The sequence below is a fragment of the Marinobacter sp. KMM 10035 genome, from assembly GCF_046537445.1.
Lineage (GTDB): Bacteria > Pseudomonadota > Gammaproteobacteria > Pseudomonadales > Oleiphilaceae > Marinobacter > Marinobacter sediminicola.
Window position 1 is genome coordinate 1139672 of the sequence record NZ_JBBVMG010000001.1, and the last position, 17899, is coordinate 1157570.

The following is a 17899-nucleotide window of genomic DNA, read 5'->3' on the forward strand; positions in this document are numbered from 1 at the left end:
TTCCGGGCAACCATTAAGTACCGCATTCAGAAGAACTGGAGTGATTAAATGAGCAGGATTATCGGAATTGACCTTGGAACCACCAACTCGTGTGTTGCCATCATGGATGGCGACAAGGTCCGGGTTATCGAAAACGCCGAGGGTGATCGCACTACCCCGTCAATCATTGCCTACACCGATGACAATGAAATTCTGGTGGGTCAGTCAGCCAAGCGCCAAGCGGTCACTAACCCACAGAACACCATTTATGCCATCAAGCGACTGATTGGTCGTCGATTCAAAGATGACGTTGTTCAGAAAGACATCAAGATGGTGCCCTACAAAGTTGCCGAAGCAGATAACGGCGATGCGTGGGTAGAAGTTAAAGGTCAGAAAATGGCGCCTCCCCAGGTGTCTGCAGAAATTCTGAAGAAGATGAAGAAGACTGCAGAAGACTATCTGGGCGAGAAGGTAACGGAAGCGGTAATCACCGTTCCGGCTTACTTTAATGACAGTCAGCGTCAGGCCACTAAAGATGCTGGCCGAATTGCAGGTCTGGAAGTAAAGCGCATCATCAACGAGCCGACCGCTGCTGCCCTGGCTTATGGTCTGGACAAGAAGACCGGCGACCGCACGGTTGCAGTTTATGACTTGGGTGGTGGTACCTTCGACCTCTCCATTATCGAAATTGCTGATGTTGATGGCGAGCACCAGTTTGAAGTTCTGGCTACCAACGGTGACACCTTCCTGGGTGGTGAAGATTTCGATATGAAAATCATCGAATTCCTGGCTGACCAGTTCAAGAAAGACAGTGGTATTGATCTGCGCGGCGACTCGTTGGCCATGCAGCGCCTGAAAGAAGCGGGCGAGAAAGCGAAGATTGAGCTTTCCAGCAGCCAACAGACCGACGTTAACCTGCCGTACATCACTGCAGATGCCAGCGGTCCCAAGCACATGAACGTAAAGTTGACCCGTTCCAAGCTTGAGTCGTTGGTAGAAGATCTGGTTGAGCGTAGCCTCGAGCCTTGTAAGGTTGCCCTGAAAGACTCGGGTTTGAGCGTTGGTGAGATCGACGAAGTTATCCTGGTTGGTGGTCAGACACGTATGCCACTGGTTCAGGAAAAAGTTAAGGCGTTCTTTGGTAAAGAAGCTCGTAAAGATGTAAACCCGGACGAAGCTGTTGCAATGGGTGCAGCGATTCAGGCGGCCGTACTGTCTGGCGATGTGAAAGACGTTCTGCTTCTGGACGTAACTCCGCTGACCCTGGGTATTGAGACCATGGGTGGCGTGGCTACACCGGTAATCGACAAGAACACCACGATTCCGACCAAGAAGTCGCAGACCTTCTCTACGGCAGAAGATAACCAGACAGCGGTTACCATTCACGTTGTTCAGGGTGAGCGTAAGCAGGCAGCACAGAACAAGTCTCTGGGTCGCTTCGATCTGGCCGACATTCCACCGGCTTCCCGCGGTGTGCCGCAGATTGAAGTAACTTTCGATATCGATGCCAACGGTATTCTGAACGTGTCTGCGAAAGACAAGGCTACCGGCAAAGAGCAGTCCATCGTAATCAAGGCTTCTTCTGGCTTGAACGATGACGAGATCGAGAAAATGGTGCAGGACGCCGAAGCGAACGCTGAGGAAGATCGCAAGTTTGAAGAGCTGGTTCAGGCTCGTAACCAGGGTGACGGCATGGTTCACGCTGTGCGTAAGACTCTGGCAGACGCCGCTGACAAAGTTAGCGACAGCGAGAAAGAGTCTATCGAAGCTGCCATCAAGGATCTGGAAGAGGCACTGGCCGGTTCCGACAAAGATGACATCGAAGCTAAAACCCAGAAGCTGACAGAAGTGTCGGGTGAGTTGGCTCAGAAGATGTACGCAGACCAGGATGGGCAGGCACAGCAAGCTGGTGGGCAGGAAGAAGCTCAGTCCGCCGACGATGCAGTGGATGCCGAGTTTGAAGAAGTTAAAGACGACGAAAAGAAGTAATTCGGACGTTTATCAAGTAGTTGGTTGGAAAACGCGGAGCTGATCCGCGTTTTCCGCGTTTAAAAAACAGGGTTTTGAAGCATGGCCAAACGCGATTATTACGACATTCTCGGAGTTTCCCGGGACGCGGACGAAAAAGAAGTTAAGCGGGCTTACCGAAAGCTTGCGATGAAGTACCACCCCGACCGCAACCCGGAAGACAAAGACGCCGAGAACAAGTTCAAAGAGGCCAGCGAAGCCTACGAAATACTGGCAGACCAGTCCAAACGTGCGGCATACGACCAGTATGGTCATGCGGGAGTAGATGGGCAGGCCGGCGGTGGATTCGGCGGTGGTGGTAACTTCTCCGATATCTTCGGCGATGTGTTTGGCGACATCTTTGGTGGCGGTGGCAGAGGCGGCCGCAATACCCGTGGTTCGGACCTGCGTTACACTCTGGAGCTGGATCTTGAAGAAGCGGTAAAAGGTAAAACAGTCAAGATAACCATTCCCGGTCACCGGGAGTGCGATACTTGTGATGGCAGTGGCGCGGAAAAAGGCTCCCGCCCAGAAACCTGCGGTACCTGTAAAGGCATGGGTCAGGTTCGCATGCAGCAGGGTTTCTTTGCTGTGCAGCAAGCGTGTCCCACATGTCGTGGTTCAGGCCAGATTATTAAAAACCCCTGTAAGTCATGCCATGGTCAGGGGAGGGTGCAGGAAGAGAAAACCCTATCCGTTAAAGTGCCGCCCGGAGTTGATACCGGTGACCGTATACGGCTCTCCGGTGAAGGCGAGATGGGTATAGATGGTGGCCCGTCTGGCGACCTGTACGTGCAGATGTCGGTTCGTGAGCACTCAATCTTTACCCGCGACGGCCGCAACCTCTATTGTGAAGTGCCTATCAGCATTATTGATGCCACGCTGGGTGGTGAGCTTGAGGTGCCAACGCTGGATGGTCGCGTGAAACTGAAAATTCCGCCCGAAACCCAGACAGGCAAACTGTTCCGGTTGCGCAACAAAGGCGTTAGCCCGGTGCGCGGAGGCCCATCGGGTGATCTTTTGTGTCGGGTGATTATCGAGACACCGGTTAATCTGACCAAGCGCCAGAAGGAACTGCTCCAGGAGTTCCAGGTAACTCTCGATGGCAGCAATAACGGCACCAACCATGCCCCGAAGAAAACGTCCTGGTTTGAGGGTGTTAAGAGCTTCTTCGACGAAATGAAATTCTGATCAGCTTCATATAAGGAAAAGGCCATGAGGGTAGCAATCATCGGCGCCGCCGGGCGCATGGGTAAAGTGCTGATTGAAGCAGTTGACGGCACAGAAGGGCTTGAACTGGGCGCGGCTATCGTCGAGCCAGGTAGCAGCCTCATCGGAGCCGATGCCGGCGAAATGAGCAGCATCGGCAAAACCGGCGTCAAGATGGCAGGTACCCTGGCCGACGTAAGAGACGATTTCGACGTGCTGGTGGACTTCACCTTCCCGGATCTCACCCTGGAAAACGCCGAATTCTGCGCAGCCAACGGTAAAATGCTGATTATCGGAACCACTGGTCTGACTGATGCCGAAAAGCAGCAGCTGGCCTTGGCGGCAGAATCTACCCAGGTAGTGTTTGCGCCCAACATGAGCGTAGGCGTTAACGTGGTGCTGAACCTCCTGCGCACTGCTGCAGCAACGCTGGGCGACGACTACGACGTCGAAATTATCGAAGCCCATCACCGCCACAAAAAAGACGCGCCCTCTGGTACCGCTTTGCGCATGGGCGAAGTGGTTGCTGATGCACTGGGTCGCGATCTTAAAGAGTGTGCAGTCTATGGCCGTGAAGGTTTCACTGGCGAGCGCACCCGCAAGGAAATCGGTTTCGAAACCATCCGCGCCGGTGACGTAGTGGGCGATCACACAGTCCTGTTCGCCACCGAAGGTGAGCGCATTGAAATTACTCACAAGGCAAGCAGCCGGATGACCTTCGCAAAAGGCGCCATGCGTGCCGCTCTGTGGCTGAAAGACAAGCCTGCTGGCTTGTACGACATGCAGGATGTTTTGAGCTTGAAGTGAGTTTCAGGTAACTCTGAGGTGGCGGGCTGGGCTCGTCGTCCGGGAATGTCGGAGGCCATGGACGGCCGGAGACAAGCGCACAGGGAAGTGCTTGTAGCGTTTCCCGGACGACGAGCCCAGCTCGCCACCGGTGCAAGAGCCATGTGACATTTTACATGGACACAAAACCGCAAATTTCATACAATAAGGCGGTTTAACTGCACCAAGCGTAGGCTTCGAAAAGCCCAAGGGACCAAAAGTCCCCGGATAACAATAAGCGGGACGGAGTTTTTACTCCCTCTCGCTTTTTTGCGACCTGAATTTGCGCTTGCGTTCCTGCACGTGACGAAACGAAACGCCACTCGATGAGGATACAAGCCTTGAGCACACCCGCAATCCTTGCACTCGCAGACGGAAGCCTGTTTTACGGCACCGCCATTGGCGCTGACGGCGAAACCAGCGGCGAAGTGGTGTTCAACACCGCGATGACCGGCTACCAGGAAATACTGACAGATCCGTCCTACGCCCGCCAACTCGTTACCCTGACATACCCGCACATCGGAAACACAGGTGTAAACGAAGAAGACGTAGAATCAGACCGTATACAGGCTGCCGGCCTGATTATCCGCGACCTGCCACTGGTTGCCAGCAACTGGCGCAGCACCGGATCGCTCGACGAATACCTGCGAAGCAACAACATTGTCGGAATAGCCGATATAGACACCCGTCGCCTAACGCGCATCCTCCGCGACAAAGGCTCACAGAGCGGCGCCATTGTGGCTGGTGCTGATGCCACTGCCGAACGCGCACTGGAACTTGCCAAAGCGTTTCCCGGGCTCGAAGGCATGGATTTGGCAAAAGTGGTTACCTGCGAAAAGCCTTACAAGTGGACCCAGGGAGACTGGACGCTAGGTAAAGGATACGCAGAAGGTGGCGAGACCAAGTTTAAAGTAGTGGCCTGGGATTACGGCGTTAAGTTCAACATCTTGCGCATGCTTGCCTCCCGCGGCTGCGAAGTCACTGTTGTGCCTGCCCAAACCCCTGCTTCAGAAGTGCTGGCCATGAGTCCGGATGGCATCTTCCTGTCTAACGGCCCGGGCGATCCAGAACCCTGCGATTATGCAATCAAGGCAATTCAGGAAGTGCTCGAAACCGAAATCCCAGTGTTTGGTATCTGCTTGGGTCATCAGCTACTGGCCATTGCCAGCGGTGCGAAAAGCATGAAAATGAAACATGGCCACCACGGTGCAAACCATCCGGTTCAGCGGATGCCCAATGGCACCGTCATGATTACCAGCCAAAACCACGGCTTTGCAGTGGATGAAGCATCCTTGCCTGATGTGCTGGAAGTTACCCACAAGTCGCTGTTTGATGGCACTTTGCAGGGCGTTCGTCGTACTGACAAACCAGCATTCAGTTTTCAGGGGCATCCCGAAGCAAGCCCGGGTCCCGGTGATGTGGCGTCATTGTTTGATGAGTTTGTCCAGCTGATGGAAGCCAGAACGGCCTAAAGCCGATTCATGGCAAAAGCGCCACACCAGACACGCGCCGCGTTTATGCGCTGCAAGAATTTAAATGTTGCTGACAGGTTTACCTAGACATGCCAAAACGGACCGATATTAAAAGCATCCTGATTCTGGGCGCAGGCCCGATTGTAATCGGGCAGGCGTGCGAATTTGACTACTCCGGAGCCCAGGCCTGTAAAGCCCTGCGTGAGGAAGGTTACCGCGTCATCCTGGTTAACTCGAACCCGGCCACCATTATGACCGACCCGGTGATGGCGGATGCCACCTACATCGAGCCGATTACATGGCAAACCGTTGCCAAGATTATTGAAAAAGAAAAGCCTGATGCCGTGCTGCCAACCATGGGCGGCCAGACAGCACTGAACTGTGCGCTGGAATTGGAAAAGCACGGCGTGCTGGCCCAGCACGGTGTGGAAATGATTGGCGCTAACGCCGACACCATCGACAAGGCAGAAGATCGCAGCCGTTTCGACAAGGCCATGAAGGCAATTGGCCTTGAGTGTCCCCGCGCGTCTATCGCGCATTCCATGGAAGAGGCCTGGAAGGTTGCTGACGACATCGGCTTCCCATGCATCATTCGCCCCTCGTTCACCATGGGTGGTTCTGGTGGCGGTATTGCGTACAACCGGGACGAGTTTGAAGAGATCTGTACCCGCGGGCTGGATCTCTCGCCAACCAAAGAGCTGCTTATCGATGAGTCGCTGATTGGCTGGAAAGAGTATGAGATGGAAGTGGTTCGCGACAAGGCAGACAACTGTATTATCGTGTGCTCCATCGAGAACTTCGATGCCATGGGCGTCCACACCGGCGACTCCATCACCGTCGCGCCAGCGCAGACGCTGACCGACAAGGAATATCAAATCATGCGGGACGCCTCCCTGGCTGTTTTGCGTGAAATCGGCGTGGAAACCGGTGGTTCCAACGTGCAGTTTGGTATCCATCCGGACACCGGTCGCATGGTTGTTATTGAAATGAACCCAAGGGTTTCCAGGTCATCGGCGCTGGCCTCCAAAGCAACGGGTTTCCCGATTGCCAAGGTCGCTGCCAAGCTAGCCGTTGGTTACACCCTGGACGAGCTGCGCAATGAAATTACCGGTGGTGTCACGCCGGCATCTTTCGAGCCCAGCATCGACTACGTCGTTACGAAAATTCCCCGCTTTACCTTTGAGAAGTTCCCTCAGGCTGACGCACGCCTTACCACTCAGATGAAATCTGTGGGCGAGGTTATGGCCATCGGTCGTACCTTCCAGGAATCCCTGCAGAAAGCCCTTCGCGGGCTGGAAGTGGGTTCAGATGGTTTTGATGAGCAGCTCGAAGAGTTCACCTCAGAGAATTCCCGTGAAACCCTTACCCGCGAGCTTAGCGTTCCCGGTGCCGAGCGTATTTGGTACATCGGTGATGCTTTCCGTGCCGGGCTTACCGTGGACGATGTATTTGAGTACACCCATGTAGATCCCTGGTACCTGGTGCAGATCGAAGATCTGATTCGGGAAGAGCAGGCTCTGAAATCTGCCGGTAAAGCCGATATTGATCACACCACCTTGTTCCGTCTGAAGCGCAAAGGCTTCTCGGATGCTCGCCTGGCGAAATTGCTGGGCATTACGGACGTGAGCATGCGTAAGCTGCGGCACGATCTGGATATCCGGCCTGTATACAAGCGCGTGGATAGCTGCGCGGCAGAGTTTGCCTCCGATACCGCCTACATGTACTCCACCTACGAGGAAGAGTGCGAAGCTGAGCCGACCGATCGCGAGAAAATCGTGGTTATTGGTGGCGGGCCTAACCGGATTGGCCAAGGCATCGAATTCGATTACTGCTGTGTTCACGCGGCATTGGCCATGCGTGAAGATGGCTACGAAACCATCATGATCAACTGCAACCCGGAGACGGTATCCACCGATTACGATACCTCTGACCGCTTGTACTTTGAGTCGATTACGCTGGAAGACGTGCTGGAAATTATCCACATAGAAAAGCCCAAGGGTGTGATTGTCCAGTATGGCGGGCAGACACCTCTGAAGCTGGCCCGTGGCCTGGAGGCAGCCGGTGTGCCCATTATTGGTACCAGCCCGGATGCGATAGACCGCGCGGAAGATCGTGAGCGGTTCCAGCAGATGATTCAGCGTCTTGGGCTCAAGCAGCCTGAAAATGCCACCGTACGCAGCCTCGAAGAAGGAATTGTTGCGGCCAGTAAAATCGGCTATCCGCTAGTGGTTCGCCCTTCCTACGTGTTGGGTGGTCGGGCAATGGAGATTGTGTTCGGTGAGGATGAGTTGGTGCGTTACATGCGCAGCGCTGTGCTGGTCTCTAACGACAGCCCGGTTTTGCTGGATCACTTCCTGAATGCTGCCATTGAAGTAGATATCGATGCCATCTGCGACGGTACAGATGTCGTCATTGGTGGCATCATGCAGCATATTGAGCAGGCAGGTATTCACTCTGGTGATTCCGCGTGCTCCTTGCCACCTTATACGCTGCCACCGGAAGTTCAGGATGCCATGCGTGATGCGGTCAGGAAGATGGCTCTCGAGCTTGAGGTTGTTGGCCTGATGAACGTTCAGTTGGCGTGGCAGGATGACGAGATCTATGTGATCGAGGTTAACCCGCGCGCTTCAAGAACGGTACCTTTTGTATCCAAGGCTATCGGCGTGTCTCTGGCCAAGGTCGCGGCGCGTGTGATGGCGGGCACCTCACTTGCCGAGCAGGGCTTCACGAAAGAAGTGGTACCCAGCTACTATGCAGTAAAGGAATCCGTATTCCCGTTCAACAAGTTCCCGTCGGTTGACCCGATTCTTGGGCCCGAAATGAAGTCCACGGGTGAAGTGATGGGGCTTGGTGATAGCTTCGATGAGGCCTTTGCCAAGGCGTCACTGGCGATTGGCGAGCGTTTGCCGTCCAGCGGAACCGTGTTTATGTCGGTTCGTGATGTAGATAAGGCTGGTGCAATTCAGGTCGCTCGTGATCTGGTGGCTATTGGCTTTGAACTTGTTGCTACCACTGGAACTGCGAAAGCGCTCCGTGCTGAGGGTATCGAAGTGGAGCGGGTGAACAAGGTTGGCGAAGGGCGCCCGCATATTGTGGACGCCATCAAGAATGGCCAGGTTCAGCTCATTATTAATACTACCGAAGGTCGCAAGGCTGTGTCTGATTCGGCGCAAATTCGCCAGTCGGCCCTGCAGACCAAAGTAGCTTATACAACAACACTGGCGGGCGGCGAAGCCTTCTGTCGGGCCATCAAGTTTGGCCCGGAGCGTACAGTACGCCGCCTGCAAGACCTCCACGCAGGGAAGTAAGATTATGAGTGATAGAGTGCCTATGACCAAAGTGGGCGAAGCCCGCTTACGTGAGGAGCTCCAGCAGCTGAAATCCAAGGATCGTCCGCGGGTTATCGCGGCGATTTCGGATGCTCGTGAGCACGGCGATCTCAAAGAGAACGCCGAGTACCACGCAGCTCGTGAGCAGCAGAGCTTTATTGAAGGCCGGATTCAGGAGATTGAAGGCAAGCTTTCTGCAGCGCAGGTGATCGACGTAACAGAAATGGAAAATACCGGCAGAGTGATCTTTGGTACCACGGTTCATCTGTTGAATGTGGATACCGATGAAGAGGTGGTCTACAAGATCGTCGGTGAGGATGAGGCGGATATCAAGGAAGGTAAGCTCTCGATATCTTCACCCATCGCTCGAGCGTTGGTAGGCAAGAGCGAAGATGATGTTGTTGCCATCCGTGTTCCGTCCGGCACTGTGGAGTACGAAATCGGAAAGGTTGAATACATCTGATGTTGCAGCGCTGGTAAATCCAGGGCACAAAAAAGCCGGCTGTGTATTGCACAGTCGGCTTTCTGCTTTTTGGCTTACAAGAGCGTCAGTTCTTGAGGCGCAAGAGGTTCGATAGCTTCGGATTTGGCTTCTTGGCTCTACGCAGAAGAACCGCAATCTTGCCGATGGTTTGCACTAGCTCGGCGCCACTGGCTTCGCACAGGGCGGTGATTGCTTCCTGGCGGGCTTCCCGATCCTGGCTTGCCACTTTAATCTTGATAAGCTCGTGGTCGTTCAGGGCGCGCTCCAGTTCTTCCTGGAGGTTTTCCGTAAGGCCCTTGTCGCCCACGATGATGACAGGTTTCAGGTTGTGGGCGATGGCCCGGTATTCCCGGCGCTGTTCCGCTGAAAGGCTCATGATTTAATCTCTTTATCGGTGCAATTAACAAAAGGTCAGCGGCATAATCGCTGGCAACGTCGTATAATCGGCGGATTGTAGCAGACAACCTTGTATACAGATCACCCTGCAGGCGTTGTAATTTCCGAGATAAGGCCCACATACAAGGAACATGGGGATTTATCCGGCGTTCAGGAACGTTTTCAGGTTGATCCGCAGCTACGTTTTTCTGTGGCCGTTACGGATGGGCCGTTTCTGGTGGATAGACGTATAATTGGTGTAAGGTGTCAGAAAAGAGTAGTTCCTTCGATGGTCTGCTCTTCAATTCACAGGTGATGATCCTTGAACGATATGGCAAAAAATCTGGTTCTCTGGCTGATAATAGCCGCGGTACTGTTGATGGTGTTTCAGAATTTCTCTCCCACCACCACCGGTCAGCAAGTCAATTACTCCCAATTCGTTGAAATGGTCCAGCAGGGTCAGGTCAACAAAGTCACTATTGATGGTCTGGAAATCCAGGGCACCCGTGGCGATGGTTCCCAGTTTCAGACAATTCGCCCCCAGGTGGCGGATAACAAGCTGATGGACGATCTGCTGGCGAACAAGGTGGAGGTCATCGGCAAAGAGCCCGAGCGCCAGAGCCTGTGGACGCAGTTGCTGGTCGCGGCTTTCCCGATTCTGATCATTATAGCGCTGTTTGTGTTCTTCATGCGGCAGATGCAGGGCGGCGGTGGCGGCAAAGGCCCCATGTCGTTCGGCAAGAGCAAGGCGCGTCTGATGAGCGAAGATCAAATCAAAACCACCTTCGCTGATGTCGCCGGTGTGGATGAGGCCAAAGAGGATGTTAAGGAGCTGGTGGACTTCCTTCGGGATCCCAGCAAGTTCCAGCGTCTGGGTGGCAGTATTCCCAAAGGCGTATTGATGGTGGGGCAACCAGGTACAGGTAAAACCCTATTGGCCAAGGCTATTGCTGGCGAAGCCAAGGTTCCTTTCTTCTCGATTTCCGGTTCGGACTTCGTTGAGATGTTCGTGGGTGTTGGTGCATCGCGCGTACGGGACATGTTTGAGCAGGCGAAGAAGCAGAGCCCTTGCATCATCTTTATTGATGAAATTGATGCGGTCGGTCGTCATCGTGGCGCGGGTATGGGGGGTGGTCACGACGAGCGTGAACAGACCCTGAACCAGTTGCTGGTTGAAATGGACGGCTTTGAGGGTAACGAAGGCGTTATCGTTATTGCGGCTACTAACCGCCCAGACGTTCTGGACCCTGCGCTTCTGCGCCCGGGTCGTTTCGATCGCCAAGTGGTTGTTGGGTTGCCAGATATCATTGGTCGAGAGCAAATCCTCAAGGTGCACATGAAAAAAGTGCCCCTGGACGAGGGCGTTGAACCTGCGCTGATTGCGCGCGGTACTCCAGGCTTTTCCGGTGCCGACCTTGCGAACCTGGTTAACGAGGCAGCGCTCTTTGCGGCTCGTCGGAACATGCGCCTGGTTTCCATGGAAGAGTTTGAGCTCGCGAAAGACAAAATCATGATGGGCGCCGAGCGCAAGTCCATGGTGATGAGCGAAAAGGAAAAGCTGAATACGGCATTCCACGAGGCGGGTCACGCGATTGTTGGCCGGTTGATGCCCGAGCATGATCCGGTTTACAAGGTGAGCATCATTCCTCGTGGCCGCGCTCTGGGTGTAACCATGTTCCTGCCTGAAGAGGACAGGTACAGCCACAGTAAGCGCTTCTTGATCAGCTCCATTTGCAGCCTGTTTGGCGGTCGTATCGCGGAAGAGTTGACCCTGGGCTTTGACGGCGTTACCACCGGTGCTTCGAATGACATCGAACGTGCCACCAGTCTGGCCCGTAATATGGTCACTCGCTGGGGCTTGTCCGAGAAGCTTGGGCCTTTGCAGTACGATACCGATAGCGAGGAGCCGTTCCTTGGTCGTTCTGCAGGTCAGGCGCAAACCGTCTACTCTCCTGAAACGGCGCAGCGTATTGATGAGGAAGTAAGAAACATCATTGATACCTGCTATGAGAAGGCAACAGAAATTCTGGTCGCAAACCGGGATAAGCTGGATGCCATGGCTGAGGCTTTGATGAAGTACGAGACCATTGATCGTCATCAGATCGATGACATCATGGAAGGTCGTACCCCGCGCCCGCCCAAAGGCTGGGATGACAGGGGGTCTGCAGGGGGCGCCAAAGCTGGTGGGTCTGGCACAGCTTCTGAATCCAATCCGGCTGATGATGGTAAAAGGCCAGATGTTGGTCGTCCGGCGGGAGAGCATTAAGCTTCCTGGCTTCAAAGTGCTCTAGCTGATTAACGCCGCCCTGCTTACGGGCGGCGTTTGTTTTTGCAAGTTGCTGTTTCCCCGGTTCAGGTATGCCAGTCCAGAAAGGTTTTTTATGGAAATGAAGTTTGCCGGACGAACGTTGGATATGTCCCGTTGCCATGTGATGGGTATCCTCAATGTGACGCCAGATTCATTCTCCGATGGCGGTCGGTTCAATCAGCTTGATGTGGCGCTTCTGAAGGCCCGGCAGATGGTTGCTGATGGCGCCACGTTTATTGACGTTGGTGGTGAGTCAACCCGGCCTGGCGCAGCAGTTGTGTCGGTTCAGGAGGAGCTTGATCGGGTTTGCCCTGTAGTTGAGGCGATTTCGCGTGAGCTCGATGTGGTCGTTTCTGTGGATACCAGTACTCCGGCAGTGATGGCGCAGGTGGTAGAGCTGGGAGCCGGGCTTATTAACGATGTGCGCGCACTGCAAAGAGAGGGGGCGCTGGCTGCGGCAGCAGCTGCCGCTGTGCCTGTTTGTATTATGCACATTCAGGGCGAGCCGCAAACCATGCAGGAGCGCCCCGAATATCAGAATGTAATGCGAGAGGTCGGGGAGTTTTTAACCCGGCGTGTTCGCCTTGCTGCGCAGGCCGGAATTTCCGCTGAGAATATTATTCTGGACCCGGGCTTTGGGTTCGGGAAAGATCTTGAGCATAATTTACGTTTGCTTGCGAATCTGGAGCAGCTGCGGGCTTTGGGGCATCCCTTGCTGGTCGGCATGTCCCGAAAGTCCATGCTTGGGCATATTACGGGCCGAGATGTTGATGAAAGGTTGCCGGCGAGCCTCGCGGCCGCGACAATATCTGTAATGAAAGGTGCCAGTATTATTCGTGTGCACGACGTCAGGGAAACTATGGATGCCGTCAAGATTGCGACGGCCGTAAAGGGGGCAGGTTAATGGCCGGAAGAAAGTATTTTGGAACGGACGGCATACGCGGCAGGGTTGGTGAGCACCCGATTACGCCGGAGTTTATGTTGCATCTGGGCTGGGCAGCTGGGCAGGCTTTCAAAAAAACCGGTCAGCGCAACAGCGTGCTGATTGGCAAGGATACCCGCTTGTCAGGTTATATGTTCGAGTCTGCGCTTGAGGCGGGCTTATCGGCGGCGGGCGTGGATGTAAAGCTGCTGGGCCCTATGCCTACGCCAGCGATTGCTTACTTGACGCGAACATTTCGGGCGTCAGCAGGTATTGTGATCAGTGCTTCCCATAATCCCCATCACGATAACGGCATTAAGTTCTTCTCCGCTGAGGGTGCCAAGCTCGACGATGCTTTGGAGGCGGAAATTGAGCGCTGGCTAGAGACGCCTATTGAGGTCTGTGGCCCGGGAGAGCTGGGTAAGGCCTCGAGAGTAGAGGATGCGCCAGGGCGTTACGTTGAATTTTGTAAGAGCACCGTTCCAAACGAGTTCACTCTTGAGAACATGAAGATCGTTCTTGATTGTGCGCACGGCGCGACTTACCACGTAGCGCCAAAAGTGTTTCGCGAGCTGGGTGCCAAGGTGTTTGTTATTGGCGCTGAGCCAGACGGACTGAACATTAATTTGAATGTCGGGTCTACGCATCTTAATGCCCTGAAGCAGACAGTTATCGACAAAGACGCGGATTTGGGCATCGCCTTCGATGGCGATGGCGACCGGGTGTTGATGGTTGATCGCGACGGTTCCGAAGTCGACGGCGATGAGCTGCTGTATGTAATGGCAGCGCAAAGGTTTGAAGAGGGTCGCCTGAAGGGTGGCGTGGTCGGCACGCTGATGACCAATCTTGGGGTTGAGTTGGCCCTGACAGAAATGGGGATATCGTTCGAGCGTGCCAATGTTGGTGACCGCTATGTCATGGAGCGGCTGATCGCAAATGATTGGGTGCTTGGTGGCGAGGGCTCCGGGCATATGGTCATACGGGATTGCACTAGCACCGGCGATGGTATCGTTTCGGCGCTTCAGGTTCTTTTGTCGATCTGGAAATCTGGAAAAACCCTTGCTGAAATGCGCAAAGGCATGAGTAAGTTGCCCCAGACCATGATTAACGTGCGTGTAGAGCAGCGTTTTGATCCATTCAGTCGTGCGGATATTGTCGAGGCCGTGAAGAGCGCAGAGTTGGAGCTTGGTGATGCAGGCAGGATTTTGCTGCGGGCATCGGGAACTGAGCCCTTGATTCGCGTGATGGCGGAAGGCCGGAGTGCCGACGATATACGTCGCGTTGCGGAAAAACTGGTGAAAGTTGTAGAAAACTCAACGCCCTGATTTTGTTGATTTCAGGCGGTTGTCTGTTATGAGGGACTGCTGTATAGTGCGCCCTCCCTTACATTCGGGAACTGTTATGCGTCGCAGGATTGTAGCCGGTAACTGGAAAATGAACGGGTCGAAAGACCTTTCGGAAAAACTGGTTGGCTATGTCCGGTCTGAGACCGGATCTCTTGATAATGGCGTGGAGGTTGTTATTATTCCTCCCGCACTTTATGTCGGGGATGTGTTGAGACTGGCTCAGGATGCAGTTTCAGTTGGCGTCCAGAATGTAGGGCGGTGGCAGTCAGGCGCCTATACCGGAGAGATTTCTGCGGAAATGGCAAAAGATGCCGGCTGTCGCTATGTGCTGGTTGGGCACTCAGAGCGTCGTCAGCTTTTCGGTGAAACCGACGAGCAAGTCGCCGAAAAGGTGTCACTTGTACTCGCCAGTGGTTTGGCGGCTATTGTGTGCGTTGGCGAGTCGCTTGAAGAGCGTGAGTCCGGGCAAGCAGAAGCGGTCGTTGCCGGCCAGGTGCGTGCTGGGTTGGCATCAGTTGTTCGCGCAGCAGATGGTAGGGCTTGGCAGAATATCGTAGTCGCCTACGAGCCGGTTTGGGCAATTGGTACCGGTAAAACGGCGACCGCAGATGACGCTCAGGCAATGCACGCATCAATACGCGGTGTCCTTGAAGATATGGGCGCCCCGGCCGAGAAGATTTCATTGCTTTACGGCGGCAGTGTAAAAGCGGATAATGCAGCGGCGCTTTTTTCTGAGCCCGATATAGACGGCGGTTTAATCGGTGGCGCATCGCTGGTCGCGGAAGATTTTGTTAGTATTTGCCGGTATTTCCCGGCGGGTGCATAAAGTTAAAGGTTTGCGAGAATCGATATGGATTGGATGGAGGCGCTGGTAGTCGTTGTGCACGTGGTTATCGCGGTGGCACTGGTGGGTCTTGTTCTGATCCAGCAAGGCAAAGGTGCGGACGCAGGTGCGGCCTTCGGTGGCGGCGCGTCGCAAACGGTATTCGGTAGTCAGGGTAGTGGCAGTTTCCTGACCCGCATGACAACCTTGCTTGCAATCGTGTTTTTTGTAACAAGTTTTTCGTTGGCAGTATTTGCCAAGCAGCGCGCTGAGGTGGCTGGAGAAGCCGGTATTCCAACTGTTAAGGAATCCCGCCAGGCTCCGGTTCAGGATGCGGCTGGAAGCGAAACCGGGAGCGGGGAGTCTGATCTTCCCGAGCTCGAGTGAGGTTTGCCCAAGTGGTGGAACTGGTAGACACGCTATCTTGAGGGGGTAGTGGCGAAAGCTGTGCCGGTTCGAGTCCGGCCTTGGGCACCAATTGAATGAGAAAACGGCTTGGATTATCCAGGCCGTTTTTTTGAGCAGTCCTTGACCAGTCCGTTCGGCGTCTCTATACTCCGGCGGATATTGGAGTCTGACATCTTTTGTTGTTGGGCTTCTGGCAGGCCAGGTGTCTGTCAGCAGGAAGCGGTTTACCGGTTTGCTTCCTGCGAGTTCTTGCAACAAAAGGCCCCGGTTATCGGGGCTTTTTGATTAAGGGGCCTGGCGCAACAGGCCCTGGTGCGTAAAAAGGGCTGATCAACAGCCCTTTTTTTGTTTTTTGGGCCGGTAAATTTCATACGGAGACCGCCTAACTTGTCAGGCAAGCTTAAACAACTGGAAGACATTCTTCGCCCTGTGGTCGAAGGCATGGGTTACGAGTATTGGGGCATTGAGTATCGCTCCAAGGGCTATCAGTCCATGCTTCGGGTATTTATAGACGATGCCGAGAAAGGCATTGGTATCGACGATTGCGAGAAAGTCAGCCGTCAGATTAGTGGTGTTATGGATGTAGAAGACCCCATCCAGACCGAGTACACGCTTGAGGTTTCATCACCGGGAATGGATCGACCGCTGTTCCGGCCTGAGCAATATCAGGCGTTTGTGGGGCATCAAGTACAAATTCGCTTGCGCATGGCGTTTGAAGGTCGACGCAAGTTTCAAGGGCTTATAAAGGGTGTGGAAGACGACGAAGTTGTGATTGTTGTAGACGATCATGAGTATTTGTTGCCTTTTGACAGCATTGAAAAAGCCCAAATCATTCCGGTATTCGAGTGAGCTATTTGAACAACTCAGTAGATGCACAGTTTATTTTCAGGGCAGGGCAATCCAATGAGTAAAGAGATCTTGCTGGTAGTTGAGGCCGTCTCGAACGAAAAAGGCGTCGAGAAGGAAGTGATTTTCGAGGCAATCGAACTGGCACTCGCCACCGCGGCAAAAAAACGCTATGAAGACGAAGAGTCAGATGTGCGTGTTTCTATCGACCGTCGCACGGGAGAGTATGAAACTTTCCGTCGCTGGCTGATTGTTGATAACGATGCGGTTCCCGCTCTGGGCACTGAACTGACACTTCAGGAAGCCGAAGAAATTGATTCCGAGCTGAAGCCGGGCGATACCTACGAAGAAAAGGCAGAGTCGGTTGCCTTCGGTCGCATCGGGGCTCAGGCTGCAAAGCAGATTATATTCCAGAAGGTTCGTGAAGCTGAGCGCAGCAAGATTGTCGACAGTTATCGCGACCGCGTTGGTGAGCTGGTTTCAGGTACCGTCAAAAAAGTTACGCGCGATAACGTCATTGTGGATCTTGGCGCTAATGCGGAAGCCTTGCTGCCCAGAGAGCACCTGATCCCGCGCGAAACCTTCCGTATGGGCGACCGGGTTCGCTCGCTTTTGCTGGAAATCCGTACGGATCACCGTGGCCCGCAGCTGATTCTTAGCCGTTCGGCTCCGCAGATGTTGGTTGAGCTGTTCCGTATTGAAGTTCCAGAGATAGCCGAAGATTTGATCGAGATCCGTGGCGCTGCCCGTGACCCTGGCTCCCGTGCCAAGATTGCAGTGAAAACCAACGACCGCCGTATTGACCCGGTTGGTGCTTGTGTAGGTATGCGTGGCTCCCGTGTTCAGGCTGTTTCCAATGAGCTGGGCGGTGAGCGTGTCGATATCGTGCTGTGGGACGATAACCCTGCACAGTTGGTTATTAACGCGATGTCCCCGGCCGAAGTAGCCTCGATCGTGATGGATGAAGATCGCCACACCATGGAAGTAGCCGTAGCGGCAGATAACCTGGCGCAGGCTATAGGCCGTAATGGGCAGAACGTACGCCTGGCGACCGAGCTTACAGGCTGGACTCTGAATGTTATGACGGAAGAAGAGGCCGGTGAGCGTCAGGAGCAGGAGTACAATACTCTGGTTGGCACCTTTACCGAGCACCTTGACGTGGATGAAGAGTTTGCCGGTGTGCTGATTGACGAAGGTTTTACCTCGATTGAAGAGGTTGCCTACGTACCTATGGAAGAAATGCTGGCAATTGAAGGTTTCGATGAAGACACAGTTACCGAGCTGCGCCGCCGGGCCAAAGATGTCCTGTTGAACCAGGCACTGGCTAGTGAAGAGGCTCTCGACGGTGCAGAACCGGCAGAAGATCTTCTGGGCATGGACGGAATGGATCGTGGCCTGGCGTTTAAACTCGCCGGTATGGGTGTACGTACCATGGAAGATCTGGCTGAGCAGTCGGTTGATGATTTGCTCGATATCGAAGGTATGGATGAAGAGCGTGCAGGCCAATTGATTATGGCAGCACGCGCCCCCTGGTTTGAAGACCAGGCTTAATTCGGGAGGAGACCA

At 54.1% G+C, this 17899-nt stretch carries 14 protein-coding genes and 1 tRNA gene; 14 read left to right on the forward strand and 1 reads right to left on the reverse strand.

The window, feature by feature from the left end:
• The first annotated feature begins 48 nt into the window (after positions 1-48).
• The 6 genes from dnaK to greA all read left to right on the forward strand — a co-directional run bounded on the left by dnaK (position 49) and on the right by greA (position 9284).
• Positions 49-1968 carry a molecular chaperone DnaK gene (gene dnaK / locus AADB16_RS05085; protein WP_410801797.1) on the forward strand — a complete coding sequence of 640 codons (1920 nt, stop codon included), beginning with the start codon at positions 49-51 and terminating at the stop codon, positions 1966-1968.
• Between the two features lie 81 nt (positions 1969-2049).
• Positions 2050-3177 carry a molecular chaperone DnaJ gene (gene dnaJ / locus AADB16_RS05090; protein WP_298449272.1) on the forward strand — a complete coding sequence of 376 codons (1128 nt, stop codon included), beginning with the start codon at positions 2050-2052 and terminating at the stop codon, positions 3175-3177.
• A 24-nt stretch (positions 3178-3201) separates the two neighbouring features.
• Positions 3202-4002: a 4-hydroxy-tetrahydrodipicolinate reductase gene (dapB, locus tag AADB16_RS05095; protein ID WP_309043805.1), complete on the forward strand. Its 801-nt coding sequence runs from the start codon at positions 3202-3204 to the stop codon at positions 4000-4002.
• Positions 4003-4361: 359 nt separating this feature from the next.
• Positions 4362-5492: a glutamine-hydrolyzing carbamoyl-phosphate synthase small subunit gene (carA, locus tag AADB16_RS05100; RefSeq protein ID WP_309043804.1), complete on the forward strand. Its 1131-nt coding sequence runs from the start codon at positions 4362-4364 to the stop codon at positions 5490-5492.
• 89 nt (positions 5493-5581) lie between these two features.
• Positions 5582-8800 carry a carbamoyl-phosphate synthase large subunit gene (carB, locus tag AADB16_RS05105; protein WP_410801799.1) on the forward strand — a complete coding sequence of 1073 codons (3219 nt, stop codon included), beginning with the start codon at positions 5582-5584 and terminating at the stop codon, positions 8798-8800.
• A gap of 4 nt (positions 8801-8804) precedes the next feature.
• Positions 8805-9284, forward strand: coding sequence for a transcription elongation factor GreA (gene greA / locus AADB16_RS05110; RefSeq protein WP_298449264.1), 480 nt, complete (start codon positions 8805-8807; stop codon positions 9282-9284).
• Between the two features lie 85 nt (positions 9285-9369).
• On the opposite strand, the gene yhbY is transcribed toward greA, so the two are convergent.
• Positions 9370-9681, reverse strand: coding sequence for a ribosome assembly RNA-binding protein YhbY (yhbY, locus tag AADB16_RS05115; protein WP_309043802.1), 312 nt, complete (start codon positions 9679-9681; stop codon positions 9370-9372).
• Positions 9682-10002: 321 nt separating this feature from the next.
• On the opposite strand from yhbY, the gene ftsH reads away from it, so the two are divergent.
• The 8 genes from ftsH (at position 10003) to nusA (ending at position 17884) form a co-directional block, all read left to right on the forward strand.
• Positions 10003-11946: an ATP-dependent zinc metalloprotease FtsH gene (gene ftsH / locus AADB16_RS05120; protein ID WP_309043801.1), complete on the forward strand. Its 1944-nt coding sequence runs from the start codon at positions 10003-10005 to the stop codon at positions 11944-11946.
• A gap of 115 nt (positions 11947-12061) precedes the next feature.
• Positions 12062-12892 carry a dihydropteroate synthase gene (gene folP, locus AADB16_RS05125; RefSeq protein ID WP_410801801.1) on the forward strand — a complete coding sequence of 277 codons (831 nt, stop codon included), beginning with the start codon at positions 12062-12064 and terminating at the stop codon, positions 12890-12892.
• Positions 12892-14235: a phosphoglucosamine mutase gene (gene glmM / locus AADB16_RS05130; RefSeq protein ID WP_410801803.1), complete on the forward strand. Its 1344-nt coding sequence runs from the start codon at positions 12892-12894 to the stop codon at positions 14233-14235. The genes folP and glmM overlap by 1 nt, the downstream gene beginning before the upstream one ends.
• A 76-nt stretch (positions 14236-14311) precedes the next feature.
• Positions 14312-15082 (forward strand): triose-phosphate isomerase, encoded by a 771-nt coding sequence (gene tpiA / locus AADB16_RS05135; RefSeq protein WP_410801805.1) that lies wholly within the window; start codon positions 14312-14314, stop codon positions 15080-15082.
• A 24-nt stretch (positions 15083-15106) separates the two neighbouring features.
• Positions 15107-15466, forward strand: a complete 360-nt coding sequence (secG, locus tag AADB16_RS05140; RefSeq protein ID WP_410801807.1) for a preprotein translocase subunit SecG — start codon at positions 15107-15109, stop codon at positions 15464-15466.
• A gap of 5 nt (positions 15467-15471) precedes the next feature.
• Positions 15472-15556, forward strand: a tRNA-Leu gene (locus AADB16_RS05145).
• A 318-nt stretch (positions 15557-15874) separates the two neighbouring features.
• The gene (rimP, locus tag AADB16_RS05150) at positions 15875-16336 is read left to right on the forward strand and encodes a ribosome maturation factor RimP (RefSeq protein ID WP_200202964.1); all 462 of its coding nucleotides are present in this window, start codon (positions 15875-15877) and stop codon (positions 16334-16336) included.
• Positions 16337-16390: 54 nt separating this feature from the next.
• The gene (gene nusA, locus AADB16_RS05155; protein ID WP_298449248.1) at positions 16391-17884 is read left to right on the forward strand and encodes a transcription termination factor NusA; all 1494 of its coding nucleotides are present in this window, start codon (positions 16391-16393) and stop codon (positions 17882-17884) included.
• Positions 17885-17899: the final 15 nt, after the last annotated feature.

Coding starts and splice junctions, on each gene's coding strand:
- greA (WP_298449264.1), top strand. CDS start 8,805: ATGAGTGATAGAGTGCCTATGACCAAAGTGGGCGAAGCCCGCTTACGT.
- dapB (WP_309043805.1), top strand. CDS start 3,202: ATGAGGGTAGCAATCATCGGCGCCGCCGGGCGCATGGGTAAAGTGCTG.
- carB (WP_410801799.1), top strand. CDS start 5,582: ATGCCAAAACGGACCGATATTAAAAGCATCCTGATTCTGGGCGCAGGC.
- glmM (WP_410801803.1), top strand. CDS start 12,892: ATGGCCGGAAGAAAGTATTTTGGAACGGACGGCATACGCGGCAGGGTT.
- yhbY (WP_309043802.1), bottom strand. CDS start 9,681: ATGAGCCTTTCAGCGGAACAGCGCCGGGAATACCGGGCCATCGCCCAC.
- tpiA (WP_410801805.1), top strand. CDS start 14,312: ATGCGTCGCAGGATTGTAGCCGGTAACTGGAAAATGAACGGGTCGAAA.
- nusA (WP_298449248.1), top strand. CDS start 16,391: ATGAGTAAAGAGATCTTGCTGGTAGTTGAGGCCGTCTCGAACGAAAAA.
- secG (WP_410801807.1), top strand. CDS start 15,107: ATGGATTGGATGGAGGCGCTGGTAGTCGTTGTGCACGTGGTTATCGCG.
- folP (WP_410801801.1), top strand. CDS start 12,062: ATGGAAATGAAGTTTGCCGGACGAACGTTGGATATGTCCCGTTGCCAT.
- dnaK (WP_410801797.1), top strand. CDS start 49: ATGAGCAGGATTATCGGAATTGACCTTGGAACCACCAACTCGTGTGTT.
- dnaJ (WP_298449272.1), top strand. CDS start 2,050: ATGGCCAAACGCGATTATTACGACATTCTCGGAGTTTCCCGGGACGCG.